Consider the following 16,907-nt stretch of genomic DNA (forward strand, 5'->3'; position numbering starts at 1 on the left):
TTGGATATCCACATCCCTCCATGACGAAAAAAATATTTTCTACGAAAGGTGCCATGTAGAATCTAGTTACGGTTTTGATTCGACTTCACGAATCTGCAGTGTTGCTAATCTTGAGCCAAGATTCCTTATTTTCAAGCGTCTTGACGCCGAACAAGATACGGAACAGAAGGGGAACAATCAAGTTCTAGCGACATGATGTCGTCCCTGTTCCACCGCGATTTCGGAAGGATTCGTAACCGATGTCGGCTGCCCGCGATCAAGTGATTACTGATCTGCGAGAGCGCATCTCTTCTATTCAAGGAGAGGGCGTGAAGAAGGCGGGGTGCCTACCTTTCGGCGTCGATGAGATCGACGAAATCCTTCCGGGAGGCGGCCTGGCGTATGGCGCGCTGCATGAATTCGCGGGCGGAGGTTCAGGAACTGTTGACGGAGCGGCCGCCGCGCTGTTCGCAGCCGGCATTGCCGCACGCACGAAGGGTCCGATCGTCTGGTGCCTGACGAGGCCGGACCTTTTCTTCCCCGCGCTCGCTCAGGCGGGGCTGCATCCTCGCAGAGTAATCTTCGTCGAAAGCGACAAGGAAGAGGACGTCGCGGCCAGCATGGAGGAAGCCCTTTCATTCGGAGGTCTTGGCGCAGTTGTCGGGGAAATGGTCAGACTGCCGATGGTCGTCAGCAGGCGCCTGCAACTCGTCGCAGAACGTACAGGCACCATGGCGCTTGTGGTCCGGAGGTGGCGAAGGCAGACCGAGGCTAGTGATTTCGGTCAACCGACCGCTGCCACGACACGGTGGCGCGTGGGTGTACTTCCTTCAGAATCGCTCCCGGTCCCAGGCATCGGGCGGCCTAGGTGGTATTTGGAATTGCTCAGGTCGCGTGCGGGCGAGTGTAGAGAGTTTTGCGTCGGAGCGTGTGATGAGCAGGGTCGTATCGATCTATTTTCCGGATTTGGCCACGGACAGGATCAGGAGGGACAATCCCTCGATACCGGATGAGCAGCCGATCGCCGTGATTTCCAGGAGTGGATCCAAGCGATGGGTGTCCGCGGCCGATGGCGCCGCAAGGAAGATCGGGGTCCGTGTAGGGATGCCTGCCGCGAAGGCGCAGGCAATCTTCCAGGGTCTCACATTGGTTGATGCTGACCCTGTCGCGGATGCTGTCGCACTCAATCGTATCGGTTTCTGGGCACTCGCGCACTATTCGCCGATCGTTGCAGTCGACGGCGTTGAAGGTCTCGTCATGGATACCGAGGGCGCGGATCATCTCCAAGGCGGAGAGGTGCCGATGACGACTGGCATCGTGAACACCTTCCTGTCCCGAAAACTGACGGCGAAGGTTGCCGTGGCAGATACCTGGGGAGCGGCCCACGCGTGTGTTCGGGCCATCAACCGCGATACGGTGATCGTACCTCGCGGTGAAATAGTGCGCGCAGTCGAGAAACTCCCGATCTCTCTTTTGAGGCTCTCCGACAAGATCGTCCAGGATCTCCGTGTTCTTGGCTTCCATTCGATCGGCGAACTCGTGAACACGCCGCGGGCGCCGCTGGCGCTTCGTTTCGGACCGGAAGTCGGTAGGAGACTGGACCAGATGTTTGGTCGGATGTCGGAGCCGATCGATCCCATAAGGACAGCGGATCTTGTCGAGGTCTCCCGTTCTTTCCAGGAGCCGATCGGAGCGGCGGAAACGATCGACAAATACGTCGGCAGGTTGGTGGTCCAACTTGTGGCAGAACTTGAGAAGCGCGGACTTGGCGCGCGAAGAACCGACCTCATCGTCCACAAGGTAGACAACACCATTCAGGCAATACGCGCCGGAACTGCAAAGCCCGCGCGCGACGTCGGCTGGTTGACGAAACTCTTCAAGGACCGGACCGAGAAGATAGAGCCGGGATTTGGTATCGAAAGACTTGTTCTTGTCGCCGTCGCGGCCGAACCATTAGTGGAGGAGCAGAAGGAATCGTCGCTTGTCGAGGAGGAGCACGGCGACATCACTCCGCTGATCGACATCTTCGCGAACCGTGGACAACGGGTATATCGCTTGGCGCCCGTTGCATCCGATGTTCCTGAGAGGAGTGTCCAGCGGGTCCCGGCTATTGCGGACGCCATGGAGGTTGGGTGGGTAAGCCATTGGCGGAGACCCGTGCGGTTGTTCGACAAACCGGAGCAGATCCAGGCGATCGCTCTCATGCCCGACTATCCGCCCGCCAGCATTACATGGCGCGGAAAGCGTCACCGCGTAAAGCGAGCCGACGGTCCCGAACGCATTTTCGGCGAATGGTGGATGCGGCCCACGGAACTGGAAGCCGTGCGGGACTACTTCGTCATAGAGAATGATGACGGCGAGCGCTTCTGGATTTTTCGCTCCGGAGATGGGATCGACCCGGAAACGGGCTCGCATAAGTGGTTCATGCACGGGATTTTCGCATGAAGTACGCGGAGCTTCAGGTCACGACGCATTTCAGCTTCCTTCGTGGAGCGTCGTCGGCGCATGAATTGTTCGCGACGGCAAAGGAGCTCGGCATCGAAGCCCTTGGTGTCGTCGATCGCAACAGTCTCGCCGGAATCGTGCGCGCGCTAGAGGCTTCCCGCGAAACTGGAGTGCGGCTGGTCGTCGGCTGTCGGCTCGATCTGCAGGACGGGATGTCGATCCTCGTCTATCCAACGGACAAAGCGGCATATTCGCGGCTTACCCGCCTGATCACTTTGGGGAAGGGCAGAGGCGGGAAGGACAACTGCATCCTTCATCTGGATGACCTTGCCGTTTACGCAGAAGGGATGGTCGGCATCCTCGTGCCGGACCTCGCCGACGATGTCTGTGCCGTCCAACTCAGGAAGATGAACGAGATTTTCGGCCGGCGAGCTCACGTGGCGCTCAGTCTTCGGCGACGACCCAACGACCAAATGCGGCTCCACGAGCTTTCGATTTTGGCGGCAAAGTTCAAAGTGAAGACGGTCGTCACCAACGATGTTCTCTTCCATAAGCCGTCCAGAAGGCAGCTTCAGGATATTGTCACCTGCATCCGCACGAGCACCACGATCGATGACGTCGGCTTCGACCGTGAGCGTCATGCCGACCGTTTCATAAAGCCTCCGGAAGAGATGCAGCGTCTGTTCCCGCGCTACCCGGAGGCGCTCGAGCGCACGATGGAGATCGTGAGCCAGTGCACTTTCAGCTTGGAGGAACTGACGTATGAATATCCCGAGGAAGCGCTGATTGACGGCATGGACGCGCAGCAGTCGCTGGAGCATTGCGTCCGCGAGTGCATCCCCGACCGATACCCGGAGGGACTGCCACAGAGTGTCCTACGAGCGGTTAGACACGAGTTGGATCTGATCAAGGAGATGGGGTACGCGCCCTATTTCCTCACTGTTTACAGCATCGTTCGCTTTGCTCGTTCACGAGGAATCCTTTGCCAGGGGAGGGGATCCGCCGCAAACTCTGCGATCTGCTACATCCTCGGCGTCACGAGCATCGACCCCGAAACCAACGATCTGTTGTTCGAGCGGTTCGTCAGCAAGGAGCGCAACGAACCGCCAGACATCGACGTCGATTTCGAACACGAACGTCGGGAGGAGATTATCCAGTGGATCTACAAGACCTACGGCCGCAATCGCGCGGCGCTTGTCTGTACGGTTACGCGCTACCGCGCCAAGGGAGCGATCCGCGACGTAGGCAAAGCTATGGGACTGCCGGAGGACGTGACCAAAGCCCTCTCGTCGGGGCTGTGGTCGTGGTCGGAGGAGGTGACAGAGCGCAACGTTCGCGAGCTGAACCTCAATCCCAATGACTACCGTCTTGTGATGACGCTTCGTCTTGCTCGAGATCTCATGGGTGCTCCTCGACACCTCGGCCAACACGTCGGCGGCTTCGTCCTGACGCGCTCACGCCTGGACGATCTCGTTCCAATCGAGCCGGCGGCGATGGAAGATCGCCAGGTTATAGAGTGGGACAAGGACGACGTCGAAGCCTTGCGAATGATGAAGGTTGACGTTCTGGCGCTCGGCATGCTGACGTGCATGCAGAAGGCCTTCGACTTGATCCGGGAGCACAAGCACGAAGATCTCGATCTTGCCAAGGTTCGGCAGGAGGACGGGGCGACATATGCGATGATCCGTAAGGCCGATACGCTCGGCACATTCCAAGTCGAAAGCCGAGCGCAGATGGCGATGCTGCCGAGGCTCAAGCCGAGAACGTTTTACGATCTCGTCGTCCAGGTCGCCATTGTTCGGCCAGGCCCCATACAGGGCGACATGGTCCATCCGTATCTCCGCCGCCGGGAGGGGAAGGAGGCTGTGGAGTATCCGACACCGGAGCTCGAGGCCGTACTTGGCAAAACGTTGGGCGTGCCCTTGTTTCAGGAGAGCGCGATGCGCGTCGCAATGGTTTGCGCAGGTTTCACCGCCGGCGAGGCTGACCAGCTCCGAAAAAGCATGGCGACTTTCAAGTTCACTGGAGGCGTATCGCGGTTTCAGACCAAGCTGATCAATGGAATGGTCAACAACGGCTACAGTCGCGAATTCGCGGAGAAGACCTTCTCCCAGCTCGAAGGGTTCGGCAGCTATGGCTTCCCGGAAAGCCATGCTGCATCGTTCGCGCTCATCGCTTATGCGAGCTGTTTCATCAAATGCCACTACCCGGATGCCTTCGCCGCGGCGCTCATCAATTCACAGCCGATGGGCTTCTATGCTCCGGCGCAAATCATCGGCGACGCCCAGAAGCATGGTGTCGAGGTTCGACCCATATCCGTGCAACATTCGCGCTGGGACTGCACACTAGAGGAAATCCCCGGCAGCAACCGACACGCCATCCGGCTGGGTATGCGCCAGGTTGCTGGGCTGGCAGCTCGGGACGCCGCCAGAATTGTCGCAGCAAGGATCGAACGGCCGTTCGAGAGCGTCGACGACGTATGGCGTCGATCGGAAGTCCCATCGGAAGCGCTTGTCCAGCTCGCCGAGGCCGACGCCTTCAGACCGGCATTCAACATCGAGCGGCGTGATGCACTCTGGGCGATCAAAGCATTACGAGACGAGCCGCTTCCACTGTTCGTGGCGGCGGCAGAGCGTGAGATGAAAACGGTCGCCGAGCAGCAGGAGCCGCAAGTTGAACTCAGGCAGATGACCGAGGGCCACAACGTGGTCGAGGACTATCAACACGTCGGCCTGACTCTTCGTGCGCATCCTTTGTCATTCCTGCGACAGGATCTCACCGCTCGCCGGATCGTCACATGTGCAGATGCGATGAATGCCCGTGATAAGAGCTGGCTCTGCGTTGCTGGGCTAGTGCTCGTGAGGCAGAAACCCGGATCCGCGAAGGGCGTCATGTTCATCACCATCGAGGATGAGACCGGACCAGCGAACATCGTCGTGTGGCCGTCGCTTTTCGAGAAACAGCGTCGGATCGTGTTGAGCTCAAGCATGATGGCGATCCACGGGAAAATCCAGCGGGAAGGGGACGTCGTTCACTTGATCGCGCGGCAGCTTTACGACCTCTCTGCCGATCTGTCATCTCTGTCGGACCGCGACACCGAGTTTCGGAATCCGAGTGGTCGTGGCGATGAGTTCGCGCATGGCTCTCATGGCGGCGGCGATGTCCGCGATAGGCCGAAGCCGAACAAGGTTCGTGACATCTATATCCCAGACCTTCACATCGACACTCTTAAGGTCAAGAGCCGAAATTTCCAGTAGGGTGATCTAGCCGTTTAATGGTCAGCCTAGTGAAGATGTCCACTGGGTCGGCGGTCCGGGCGTCTTTCCGTCCGGTAGCAGTCGGTGCAGGTGATCGTGAACGACGTCTGCACTGAATGGCTTTCTCCCGAAGGTTGCATCTTCCGGGAGATATCCACCTTGGGCACGATCTGTCCCGATGCGACTACGATCCCAAATTCCGGACAGGACCCTGCACATTTTTGGGCGAGATAAGCCGTCGAGCTTGCTCGGCGGCATCTGCACGTCGGTAAAAGGAGTTTTACGCTGGCGCACGCTGCTCCAGGATCGATATAGCTTGATCGAGCGTAGCCGCCTCCAGCACTCGAAATCCAGCGTCTTCGAGAATATCCGAAGCGTCCGTTCTTACAAGTGCATCGTCGTGATGACCACAGGCGTTCGTGCTAACGCGTGCTGCATGTACGAGGAGACATGTCCTGCCAGCCAGACCGCTCATAGGCCCGCCGGCAGAAAAGGCGCGCATCACGCGCCTTGATTTCGAGACCCGCCCATATGTACGCGCGGGACAAGATCAGTTCCCACTGGGGCTCTACTGAAGCGGTCGCGGTTGTTATCGAGGGGCGCGCGGTTCAGGCAGATGCGGCAAGCTGCGAGGCAAACTCGCGATAGCTGTGCAGCGGGCGGCCCAGGATTTGCGTCAGCCGCTCGACATCGCCAGCGTTCGGAACCATGCCGTGGCTGACGTAATGCTCAGCCATCAGGCGCATTTCATAGGCCATCCACTTAGGCATGATACTAGCGAGGTTTTGTTCGAAGCCGGATGGATCATCGCCGCCATAGACGACAGGGCGGTCCAGAACATCAGACCAGATGGCTGCGAGTTCCAAGCCAGTCAGCGTCTCCGGGCCGACCAGATTGATCGTCTCGCTCGGCAGTTTTTCCGCGGCGCGGTCGCGACGAAGGAGCTCGGACGCAGCAACTTCTGCAATATCTCTGGTGTCGACCATGGCAACACCCTTGCTCCCGATCGGCATCGGGTAGACAGCGTAATTGAAGATGACGTCTTTGATCATGACTTCGTTGTCGATGAAGTATGCCGGCCTCAGGATCGTGGCGCTAAAGCCCATCGCCTCCAGCATGCGTTCGGCGCCAAACTTGACGGCGAAGTGCGGCACATTCACTGCTCGGTCGGCATCGAACACCGAGAGGTAGACGACACGTTCGACGCCGGCTTCGCGCGCAACGTTCAAAGCGATGATGGCCTGGGTGAATTCATCGCCAGCGACCGCGTTCAGCAGGAACAGCGTGCGGACTCCATTGAAGGCGCGGCGGAGCGCGTCGATATCGAGCATGTCTCCCTGCACAACATCGACGTTCGAGGCAAAATTGGCCTTGGCGGGATCACGCACGAGGACACGGACATCCGCATTGCGTGCGATGAGCTGGTCAACGACATGGCGGCCGACACGGCCAGTGGCACCGGTTACAAGAATGGTCATTGGGGTTCTCCTTAGTTTACTGTGAACGACTTCGGTTTCGAAGACACCTCGACTATGGCTGGTTCACATTCAACCCAATAGACGCTAAAAATAGACACATCGTCTCACTGGTGGAACACTCATGGATTTGGCTGCCCTTGTTGATTTTGTCACCGTTGCCCGCCATGGCGGCTTCGGCCGCGCTGCCCGCGCTTCCGGTCGGCCGAAGGCAACGCTTTCGCGCCGGGTCGCTGAACTGGAAGCGAGCCTTGGCCTACGGCTGTTCGAACGCGGCTCACGGATGCTCAAGCTGACGGAGGAGGGGCGGGCGCTTCAAGAGCGGGCGGGTGCTCTGCTGATCGAACTGGACGAGACTGCTGCCGCTATAGCGTCTGGCGGAGACAGGCCGCGTGGCAGGTTGCGGATCAGCGCGCCATTGCTGTTCTCCCAAACTGCCATGGGCAAGCTGGCTGCCGGCTTCTCCCTCAAGTATCCAGAGGTGCGCATGGAGGTGACGACCGAAGATCGCCCTGTCGATATGGTGGAGGAGGGATACGACCTCGTTATCAGGGTGAACCCCGATCCAGACGAGAGCCTGTTGGGCCGCGCCTTCCTGCGTGACGGGTTGGTGGTCGTGGCGGCACCACAGCTCGCATACGACAGCAGAGCCACTGTGCCAGTCGTCATACGCGGCACGCCGGGTCAAACGAGGTCATGGACAATGAACACACCGACAGGGCAGCTCAGTCTTCAAATCGATCCCGTGCTCAGCCTTTCCTCTATGACCATGGTCCGCGATGCGGTGCGCATGGGCGTCGGCGCGGCGCGCCTTCCCCTGTCTTTGGTAAGCCACGATCTCGCTGAGGGGCGGTTGGTTCGTTGGGGAGATGTCGAAGGGCCGGAAACGGTGCTGTGGGCGCTCTACCCATCACGTCGTCTCCTCAGCGCGAGAGTGTCTGCATTCCTTGACTATCTCAAGCAAGCCTTTCCTCTGGGGACGGCCGATGAGCTAGCAGCCTATGTCGAGGAATAACTTTGAAGGCGTGACGCTTCTCGCCGGGGCGACATCAAAGGATCCGAGGTCGCGCTCTGGGCGCTTTATCCGTCGCGGCTTCTCTTGAGCGCGCGGGTCTCTGCCTTCCTCGATTTCCTGATGCAGGCTTTTCCCAAGGGAACACCTGAAGAGCTGGCCGCCTATATCGGTGGGTAAGGGTCGGACGCGTTAGGCCGCAGCAGCAACTGCGCGTGAATACGCCCCAGGCGGCATTCCCACATGCCGATTGAAGGCAACGCTGAAGGCGCTTGTCGATCCATAGCCGACGCGCTGGGCGATGTCGGCGATGGCAACATCTTCGCGGAGATATTCTTTCGCGAGCGCCATACGCCATCCGGTCGCATACTCCATCGGCGCGACGCCTACCTCCTTGCGGAAACGATCGAAGAAGGTTGAACGAGACATCGCAGCCTCCTGGGCAAGCGTCTCCACCGTCATGCTGCGACCCGGATCTGCGTGGATTCGGCGCAAGGTCGGCGCCAGCAGTGGGTCGGCCATGCCGCGCAGGAGACCCGGCGGTGCTTTGGCGCTTGCAACTGACCGCAATGCGTCAATGAACAGAACATCCAGCAGCCGATGAAGCACCATTTCGCGCGCAGCACGGTCGGCCCTCGTCTCGTCATTGATCATGCGGACCAGGGCCATCAGTCGTTCTTCCCCATGAACATGGATGACTTCCGGCAGCAGCGATACGAGAAGAGCCTTGTCATCCGAGCCGAACGTGCAATGCCCGACCAGTGCCTTGATTTCCGCCGGCGCTTCCGGGTCGCCGAGGCGAAAAACACCGGGGCTGGTTTCCATTCGCTGGGGAAGCGCGCCGCGTGGCGGCGGCTCCGTGCTGCTCATCGTAAACGAGAAGATCTTTGGGACCAGGACGAAGTCGCCCGCAGTGAGCACCATCGGCTCACGACCGGCAATCGTCATCAGGCAACGTCCTTCGACCACGGCGCAGTAGAACGGGCTTCCAAGCTCGGTGCGCTCAACAAGCCACTGACCGCCACCCGTCACAAGCTTTGAGATGGAGGGTCTTGCTTTCAGTAGGGAAACGACTTCGGAGACTGGATCGGTCATCTTTTCGGATTTCTGCTAAACAATATCGGATATACGCATATAGCAAGTCCGGATTATCGGGTCCATCTTCAGGCCAGTTAAATGTCAGGAGACGGAACATGCCAAAGATCCTCATCACCGGTTGCTCGTCCGGTTTCGGCCTCGCCATCGCACAGAAATTCTTGAACGCCGGGTGGGACGTCGTCGCCACTATGCGCACGCCGCGAAACAACCTTCTTCCTTCGGACGGCAGGCTCGAAATCCTGCCGCTGGATGTTACCAGCGCAGACAGCATTGCCGAGGCGGTGGAAGCCGCAGGCATAATCGATGCTCTTGTCAATAATGCAGGCGTCGGCATGCTCAATGTGCTCGAAGGCTCGGAGATGTCTAAGGTTCGCGAACTGTTCGAGACAAACGTCTTCGGCGCAATGGCGATGACAAAAGCTGTCCTTCCGCAGATGCGGTCCCGTCGCTCAGGCATCATCGTCAACGTCAGCTCTGCCGTCACGATCAGGCCGCTGCCAGCACTTTCGGTCTACAGCGCCAGCAAGGCGGCCCTCAACGCATTTACGGAGAGCCTCGCGCTCGAAGCGGCTCTGTTCGGAATCCGCGCCAAACTTGTTTTGCCTGGTTCGGCGCCGACAACCGGCTTTGGCAAGAATGCAGTCTCGCGCATGGGCATGGAAATTCCCGAGCCATATACCGCCTTCGTCGACGACTACATGACGAAGCTGCGTTCGGGCGCGCAAGTCACCACTGCGGAGGCGGTTGCAGAGGCCGTCTGGCGGTCTGTCACAGAGATCGACGCGCCGATGAAGATCCCCGCCGGGGCCGACGCGGAAACCTCATTTCGCGAAGCGGGTCATTTGCTCGCCTGATCATCGCCAATCGAAATCTACCTTTGAAGGTCTGGACCCATGAACAATCTGATCAATCTCGCAAAGCATATTCCGACGCCTGATGCCACTCTCACCGTGGCCTACACGCCGATCCGTCTTTCGATGTCGGGCCGCCAGCCGTTGGAACTGCGTCTGACCGCGCCCGCAAGCGGCGACAAGCTGCCGATCGTGCTGCTGTCGCATGGTTACGGCCCTTCCAACTATATCCCGTCAAAGGACGGCTATGCTCCCCTAGTCCAGTTCTGGGCGGAAAGAGGGTTCGTCGTCATCCAGCCGACGCATGCGAGTTCGCGGGTCGGCGGCCTGCCGTCAGATGAACCGGGCGCGCCGTTCTTCTGGCGCGAGCGTGTCGAGGAGATGAAGGCGATCCTGGACCAACTGCCGGAAATCGAGAGACAGGCGCCGGCAGTAGCTGGGCGGATGGATCATGCACGCATTGGCGCGGTGGGTCATTCCTTTGGCGGCCACACTGTTGGGCTCCTGCTCGGCGTACAGGTGGATGGGGAGGATTTTTCCGATCCACGCATCTCGGCTGGCGTTCTCCTCACGACGCCAGGACGCGGCGGCAAGGACATGACGCCTGAGAGTGCTGCCCGGTTTCCGTTCTTCGACGTCAATTTCTCGACCCTGACGACACTTAGCCTCGTCGTTTGCGGTGATATGGACAATCCGCATTTTACCATCCGCGGTCCTGAGTGGCATGCAGATGCATTCCACGATGCACCCGGCGCTAAGGCAATGCTGATGATGCACGGGGTCGGGCATGGTCTTGGCGGCATTGCAGCTCTCGACGCAAAGGAAACAGAGACTGAAGCACCAGACGTGCTGGAATTGACACGACGTCTTACGCTCGCCTGGCTTCAGACAGCGCTTGGCACGGACAAGGGCGCTTGGCCGAGAGCTTGCCTCGCACTTAAGGGTGAGGCCGCAACGCTTGCGACGGTTAGAGAGAAGCAGCTCTAGTCGCCGTGGCAGTTGGCTCGGTTGAAGCCGCGCCAATGATGAGAAACCGGGCGCCACGTGCTGGCGCTCAATGCACTCGACAACCCGAGCCTCCCGGTCCCGATCTACCCAACGCCGATCGAGGTCGAGGGGGAGGTAAGCCTCTCCCTCATCTCGTCCTGATCAAACCTAGACTGATCTGGAATGCCCCGCCCGCCATTGCGCGGCTCTCCAGGTCAGGGGTCACTTGTTCAGTGCATCCTTGAGCGCCTTGGCAGGCGCGAAGGTCAGCTTGTTGGAAGCCGCGATCTTCATGGCTTCGCCAGTTGCAGGATTGCGCCCTTCGCGCTCAGGCGATGCTTTCACTTTGAACTTTCCAAAGCCAGGGATCGAGGTTTCCGCGCCGGCGCTTGCTGCGTCGGCAATAGCGTGAAAAACGGCTTCGACGATTGCCTTGCCCTGAACCTTTGTCAGGCCGTTGTCGGCGGCGATCTTGTCGGCAATTTCATTGGTGGTAGTCATGGAAATATCCTCGAAAGTGAAACGATACCAAATCCGTGTCAGTTTCTGGCCTGCCTGTCATCAGGGACGAGGGCGGCATCGCTTACATCAGGTGGCTGTCCACAACTCGTTCCGATTTTTATCCGCCAGCGGCGTCTGCGAAGGACATTGAGGAACAGGCATACGGTCTCGCTTTCACTGTCGAAGAGATGGTCCATCTGCTGTCCACTCGTTCGATCTCTCCCTCCCCAAGGCCGCATAAGCGCGTCCTCTTCCAGACAGTGTCGGCTGGACAGTCACCGCGTAAATCCGGGCTTCTTTTGATGGGCGTTGAGCTTAACATCATGGTAACAGTGCCGTTCAAGCCTTCACTGCGGAATGGCTGATGAGCATCTTTCTTGTTCGTCGCGGCGAATCGATTGGTAACCTGGATGAACAGACTTCCGGCCAGTTTGGCGATCACATGGTGCTCAGGCCTGTTTTTTCGCTCGTGGCGTTATTTGTTGGAGGACCGGCGCAAATCGGGCCGCGATAAGGCGGTGCGTCTCAGCGTCGGGGTGCAGTCGATCCGGCAGCGGCAGACGCTCATGGTCCAACGCCCCGTATAGCTGCAGCCCATCGAAATAGTACATATTGGCGTCATCGCGAACCCGTTGCTCGACGATCGCTTTGAGATGTTCGCGCACAATGCTCAGATTGAGCTTGCCGGCGCGCGTTTCCTCCGGCTTGCCGAGGGCGACAAACGTCGTCTCGCCCTTGGCCAGGGCGTCGAGGTCAAACGTTCCTGGCCCTGGCGTCATCTCATGAATAGGACAATAAATCGGAGACACAACCAGGAGCGGCGTTTCGGGGTGTCCGTCCCTGATGGTATCGAGAAAGCCGTGCACTGCAGGGACGAAGGCACGAACACGCATCAGGTCAGCGTTGACAAGGTTGATGCCAATCTTGAGGCTGATGATGTCCGCCGGTCGGTCTCGTATGGCTCGGGCCGTGAAGGGATCGAGAAGGGCATTGCCGCCAAACCCCATATTCATCAGATCGAAGCCTGCGGCGGACGCGGCGATCGCCGGCCATATCCCGGTGGGCGAAGCAGCGTTCGATCCATGGCTGATCGAGCTGCCGTGGTGAACCCAGACGGGCTTTTCCGGGCTTGTTGACGGGACGATAGGAGCATTTGCTCTAAGCGCCCCGAGCTCGGTGACTTCGTTATAGGGCAGCCAGATTTCGACGCGTTTTTCTGTGCTTGGCAAATCGTCGAACCGTAGGGTCTGAGCACCCGCCGGTTCCCGAACCGTGGTTCCAGAAGCCATATCAAAGCGCAGGATGGCCGCGTCCCTGACGGATTGCTGGCAGTAAAGGTGACCATCAACACACAGGTCATAGATGCCCACCGGGCGAGGCGGCACGCCCACAATCTGTCGCCGCAAGGTCATGACGTCGAGCTCGATGGCGGTCGCTGCGGTGTCAAAAACCAGCCGGACGCCCGACGGCTCGGCTTCTACCATCGCCAGCGTGGAGTCTGAGCATTGCGCACGGGCCCGGGCGGGAAGCCGGTGAGGGAGCAGTCCGAACTCGGTGTGTTCAAGCTGAACGAAGCCGCGCAGAAGGGAAGGTTCTATTGGCACCGACGTGGTGAGTTGCGAGTTTGTCATCTTTCAAATGCTTTCAGCTATGTTTCTTTGGCCCGCCCAGCTTTGGAGCAGGCCATCGAGGCCTTCGACGTCGCGCTTCCATGAGAGTTCGGGCTCAGGGTCGCTGTGACTGAAGCTTCCGGCCAACTCTAGAAGGGAAAAGCCCAGGACGAACGAACCGATCAACCGGGTGGCGTGCACGCGATCCTCATCCCTCAACGAGTATCCGCGCAGCATCGCGTGATTGACCCGGGCCAGGCGCGCCCCGCCGCTGAGGGCCGCGCTTTGCGCATCGAGTGGATAGCGCGAGGCCTGGAACAGCCCTGGGTGCTGTCGCGCAAAGTCGCGATGTGTGTTGACGAGAGCAACCAGGGCATCCTTGCCCGCGCGGCCCGCTACCGCCTCTTCTGTCCTCTCGGCCAGAGAGTCGAGCGCTAAAAGGCCAACACCCTTTTTGAGCTCGTGTAGATTTGCCACATGTCCGTAGAGACTAGGTAGCCGGACGTCGAAGATTCGGGCAACGGCCGCTAGTGTGAGGCTTTCGAAGCCCTCGTCATCTGCAAGCCGACCCGCCGCGGCGATGATCTTGTCTTTGTTCAAACCGGCTCTCGCCACCATAACCTCTAAAACTAATACTGTTTGTGTATTTCCTAATATCATTAGTTTTGGCGTTGTGAAGCATGAAGTTTGTGGATTGCCGCATAACGGCGGCGTTTTGGGCTTCAAAAGGCCGGCGGGAACGTCAAGTGAGGTCAGATACAGCCCTAGCCGCCAATCGTGTGCCATTTGGGCAACCTAGAGGGCAATTTGCCCCGGAGCGTATGACATGCTTAACGGCGTTTCTAGTAAGGCGGAGGAGCTCTCGCTGAGAAGGTCGCCGGTGTGACACTGCCGAAATAGCCGAAGGCTTTCTTGGCCGCCGACGTTCGCCGTGATTAGTCCGGAGACTTCGTCCTGATTCAAAAACTTTACGGTGACGTTAGCCACAGAGATCGATTTTGGTTTTTGGAGCTAATTCCATATCTGCTCGGCGAGAGCCCGCGACGGCGGCGCTACGCCAGGCGGTTTAAGGGGTGAGTGAGTTCCCAACCGTATCCAACTCTCGAATATGTTGCGATATGGGCATTGTTGCGCGGAAATCGCGAAACATGACACTGGCGAGGAACTATTCCGCGCGGCGCCCATTCCGCTTTGCGAGGATAGTGTCGCATTTCTATCCGGCCCAACTGTCGCATTACTAAATGGGCGCTACAAAGTTATATCGCATAACATTTATTATGGAACTGATTCAATGGGTTAGCAGGAACTCCGTCTCAGAGCTTTCCTAGTAGCAAGCTTCTTGCTCATCTATCGGGATCGACAGTACGGCTCGAGAGCTACCAACACGGAAGATAACCGCATCGACAACATTGTTAGAATGTTCAGCCGAAGAGGAAAAGAATAGACGTGCGTATCCCTGCGATGAGCATGGACAGTATCGCTGATTTCACCCTCGTCGTGGTGCGGGTACGGCAAGATGGATTTTCACAGGACCTCAGAGTGGCTTTTCATGTACGAGAAGAGGATAAAGAGCGAAGCATTGACAACCCCGCACCTAGTTATAATGTTTTTGCAAATTCATTATAACTGGATCGATAATGAAACAGATTGACCTCGTTTACAGAACGGCATTCGCTGAACTCGCGCAGCGAACCTTCGATGCTCAGTTTAGGGCAGACTTCCCCCTTGAAGGTCGGTTTGTCTCCGTTCCGGTCAAGGGCCGCAATTACTGGTATTTTGATCTTCCTACCCCTGAAGGCAAGGACAAGCGGACATATGTCGGCCCACAGGATGATGCAGACATCACTAAACGGGTGCAAGCCCACAAGGAAGTGAAAGACGATATCCGGGAGCGGCGCAAGCTCGTCACTATGCTCCTGCGCAGCGGCGGGTTGTCAGCGCCGGATCGGTTCGCAGGTGAGGTGACCAAAGTCCTTGCCGATGCGGGGTTATTCCGTTTAAGAGCGCTCGTCGTCGGTTCCGTGGCTTTCAGCTGCTATGCCGGCCTTCTTGGTGTTCGACTCCCTAGTACCTCTATGCAAACAGGTGACGCTGACTTCGCGCAGGACTTCGCCATCTCGGCCGAAGTCAAGGACAGTCTGCCTCCGATCCTCGACCTCTTGAGATCGATAGACAGCACGTTCCGGGCAGTCCCCCACCAGGCCGACAAGGCAAAAATCGTTTCGTTTTCGAATTCGGTAAACTACCGGGTCGAGTTCCTGACGACGAACCGTGGATCGGATGACTACACGGGCAAGCCATCCCCTATGCCTGCACTTGGAGGCGCCTCTGCCGAAAACTTGCGGTTCTTGGACTTCCTGATTTACGAGCCCGTGCGGACCGTCTTGCTCCACCGGGAGGGCGTGAGCGTAAATATCCCTTCTCCCGAGCGGTATGCCGTGCACAAGTTGATCGTGGCGTCTAGGAGGCGCACAGACGTCCTTGGGCGTGCCAAGAGGGACAAGGACCTCGTACAGGCTTCTTTACTGTCCGAGGCGCTTGCCGAGACGCGGCAAAGCTATTTGCTAGCTGACGCGTACCACGAGGCGTGGGGGCGTGGAGAAGCGTGGCAGGAGGCTATCCGGTCGGGCCTTAGGTTAATGCCGGACCACGGCAAGCTGGCGTTGGCAGATGCCCTCGGAGTCACAGTAGATCAACTCGGTAACGGGTAGGTAAATCTAAGCACACGTCTGCAAACCATTGCCGCCATCACCCGGTAGCTGACGAAAGCCATGGCGTGGTTGATAGCGAAACGGAGAAGGCGACGACTTCGCCGTCAGGTACGAAATGGTGTCCGCTATCCTTCCCCAAGGACGTAGGATTTTGATGGTGCTGGATCGGCGATACGGTAGCGCCGTGTCCTGCCGGCGTACATACTACCGGGGAGGTGCTGGAATTTGCAGTTTTGTTCGACCATAACGCGTCTGCCACACTTACTGCCAATCCTTCAAATCAGTTGTCGCTCTTTTGCTGCCGCTGTTGCTTGAGCGAGGGATACGGCTCCCAGTGCCTCTTTCGCGTTTTGAATGACGAACCGCACGCCTCCATAGGAAAGGCCTTCCAGATCAGCTACGACAGAAATACTCTTGCCTTCGGCGATCCAACGCAGGCACCTTGTTTCTTTTGGATTTAGGCTTGCAGTCGTTGTTTGCGTCCGCGTGTGTTTCAGGCGGACATGAAGTTGCGCTACTGCTGTCGCTGCTAGAACCGGGTCGGTACCAGAGATGTCTGCTGGCACCTCGGATGGCGAATAAAGCGAAAACAGCGCTTGGTGGCCAAAACCGGTCGCAATCGGAACGGTCACGCCACTCCGGATACCCAGTTTTCTCGAAAGCCTCCGCATTGTTTTTGTCGTCTCAGTGGGATTTTTCTGTTTCCCCTGTTCCGACCATGAATAGATCACGCGTCGCCGCCTTGCATTTATGATCTCCGGGGATTGGAGTATTCGTCGCTGCCTCAGGAATGTCTCTTGCCACTCAAGAGGCAAATTCGTTTGGTAGTCGATTATTTCGCACGTAAGCTTGAGATAACAGAAATACGCAAAGCCCCCTTCCTGGGTCAGTTGATGCAGCCTTTCACATATCTGGTCTGCGTTACCTGGCAGCGCGGTCAGATCGAGAAGCTTCGTGAACCACGCATTCATGCCATGGCTC

General features: G+C 58.3%; 13 protein-coding genes and 1 pseudogene. 8 read left to right on the top strand and 6 right to left on the bottom strand.

Going from position 1 to position 16,907, the window contains the following annotated elements; all coding sequences use genetic code 11:
• Positions 1 to 239 precede the first annotated feature (239 nt).
• The 3 genes from AC07U5_RS22660 to AC07U5_RS22670 are packed head-to-tail and all read left to right on the top strand — an operon-like array spanning position 240 to position 5,681.
• Complete coding sequence (locus tag AC07U5_RS22660) at positions 240 to 992, top strand: ImuA family protein (protein WP_062597731.1); 753 nt, start codon at positions 240 to 242, stop codon at positions 990 to 992.
• On the top strand, positions 913 to 2,424 hold the full coding sequence (locus tag AC07U5_RS22665; protein ID WP_312931184.1) for a Y-family DNA polymerase: 1,512 nt from the start codon (positions 913 to 915) through the stop codon (positions 2,422 to 2,424). The genes AC07U5_RS22660 and AC07U5_RS22665 overlap by 80 nt, the downstream gene beginning before the upstream one ends.
• Complete coding sequence (locus AC07U5_RS22670) at positions 2,421 to 5,681, top strand: error-prone DNA polymerase (protein WP_312931181.1); 3,261 nt, start codon at positions 2,421 to 2,423, stop codon at positions 5,679 to 5,681. Before AC07U5_RS22665 ends, AC07U5_RS22670 begins: the two co-directional genes overlap by 4 nt.
• A 608-nt stretch (positions 5,682 to 6,289) precedes the next feature.
• On the opposite strand, the gene AC07U5_RS22675 is transcribed toward AC07U5_RS22670, so the two are convergent.
• On the bottom strand, positions 6,290 to 7,159 hold the full coding sequence (locus tag AC07U5_RS22675) for an SDR family oxidoreductase (RefSeq protein ID WP_062597727.1): 870 nt from the start codon (positions 7,157 to 7,159) through the stop codon (positions 6,290 to 6,292).
• Between the two features lie 121 nt (positions 7,160 to 7,280).
• On the opposite strand from AC07U5_RS22675, the gene AC07U5_RS22680 reads away from it, so the two are divergent.
• Both AC07U5_RS22680 and AC07U5_RS22685 read left to right on the top strand, forming a co-directional pair.
• Complete coding sequence (locus AC07U5_RS22680) at positions 7,281 to 8,171, top strand: LysR family transcriptional regulator (protein WP_062597726.1); 891 nt, start codon at positions 7,281 to 7,283, stop codon at positions 8,169 to 8,171.
• A gap of 27 nt (positions 8,172 to 8,198) precedes the next feature.
• Positions 8,199 to 8,348: pseudogene (locus AC07U5_RS22685) on the top strand (LysR family transcriptional regulator); the annotation flags it as partial.
• 12 nt (positions 8,349 to 8,360) lie between these two features.
• On the opposite strand, the gene AC07U5_RS22690 reads toward AC07U5_RS22685, so the two are convergent.
• Positions 8,361 to 9,263 (bottom strand): AraC family transcriptional regulator, encoded by a 903-nt coding sequence (locus AC07U5_RS22690; protein WP_113262102.1) that lies wholly within the window; start codon positions 9,261 to 9,263, stop codon positions 8,361 to 8,363.
• A gap of 98 nt (positions 9,264 to 9,361) precedes the next feature.
• Between AC07U5_RS22690 and AC07U5_RS22695 the strand changes: the two genes are divergently transcribed.
• On the top strand, positions 9,362 to 10,120 hold the full coding sequence (locus AC07U5_RS22695) for an SDR family oxidoreductase (protein WP_113262103.1): 759 nt from the start codon (positions 9,362 to 9,364) through the stop codon (positions 10,118 to 10,120).
• Positions 10,121 to 10,159: 39 nt separating this feature from the next.
• The gene (locus AC07U5_RS22700; RefSeq protein WP_062597723.1) at positions 10,160 to 11,104 is read left to right on the top strand and encodes an alpha/beta hydrolase family protein; all 945 of its coding nucleotides are present in this window, start codon (positions 10,160 to 10,162) and stop codon (positions 11,102 to 11,104) included.
• A 222-nt stretch (positions 11,105 to 11,326) separates the two neighbouring features.
• Here AC07U5_RS22700 and AC07U5_RS22705 read toward each other — a convergent pair whose 3' ends face one another.
• The 3 genes from AC07U5_RS22705 to AC07U5_RS22715 all read right to left on the bottom strand — a co-directional run bounded on the left by AC07U5_RS22705 (position 11,327) and on the right by AC07U5_RS22715 (position 14,001).
• On the bottom strand, positions 11,327 to 11,605 hold the full coding sequence (locus AC07U5_RS22705; RefSeq protein WP_494724333.1) for an HU family DNA-binding protein: 279 nt from the start codon (positions 11,603 to 11,605) through the stop codon (positions 11,327 to 11,329).
• Between the two features lie 449 nt (positions 11,606 to 12,054).
• Positions 12,055 to 13,236, bottom strand: coding sequence for an SGNH/GDSL hydrolase family protein (locus AC07U5_RS22710; RefSeq protein ID WP_113262104.1), 1,182 nt, complete (start codon positions 13,234 to 13,236; stop codon positions 12,055 to 12,057).
• 3 nt (positions 13,237 to 13,239) lie between these two features.
• The gene (locus AC07U5_RS22715) at positions 13,240 to 14,001 is read right to left on the bottom strand and encodes a TetR/AcrR family transcriptional regulator (RefSeq protein ID WP_200944047.1); all 762 of its coding nucleotides are present in this window, start codon (positions 13,999 to 14,001) and stop codon (positions 13,240 to 13,242) included.
• A gap of 851 nt (positions 14,002 to 14,852) precedes the next feature.
• On the opposite strand from AC07U5_RS22715, the gene AC07U5_RS22720 reads away from it, so the two are divergent.
• Entirely contained in the window at positions 14,853 to 15,926 is a 1,074-nt protein-coding gene (locus tag AC07U5_RS22720) for a nucleotidyltransferase family protein (protein ID WP_113262105.1), read from the top strand.
• Between the two features lie 275 nt (positions 15,927 to 16,201).
• Here AC07U5_RS22720 and AC07U5_RS22725 read toward each other — a convergent pair whose 3' ends face one another.
• The gene (locus AC07U5_RS22725) at positions 16,202 to 16,897 is read right to left on the bottom strand and encodes an autoinducer binding domain-containing protein (RefSeq protein ID WP_162741945.1); all 696 of its coding nucleotides are present in this window, start codon (positions 16,895 to 16,897) and stop codon (positions 16,202 to 16,204) included.
• Between the last annotated feature and the right edge of the window lie 10 nt (positions 16,898 to 16,907).

Source organism: Agrobacterium sp. GW821-FHT02D03, from assembly GCF_059421725.1.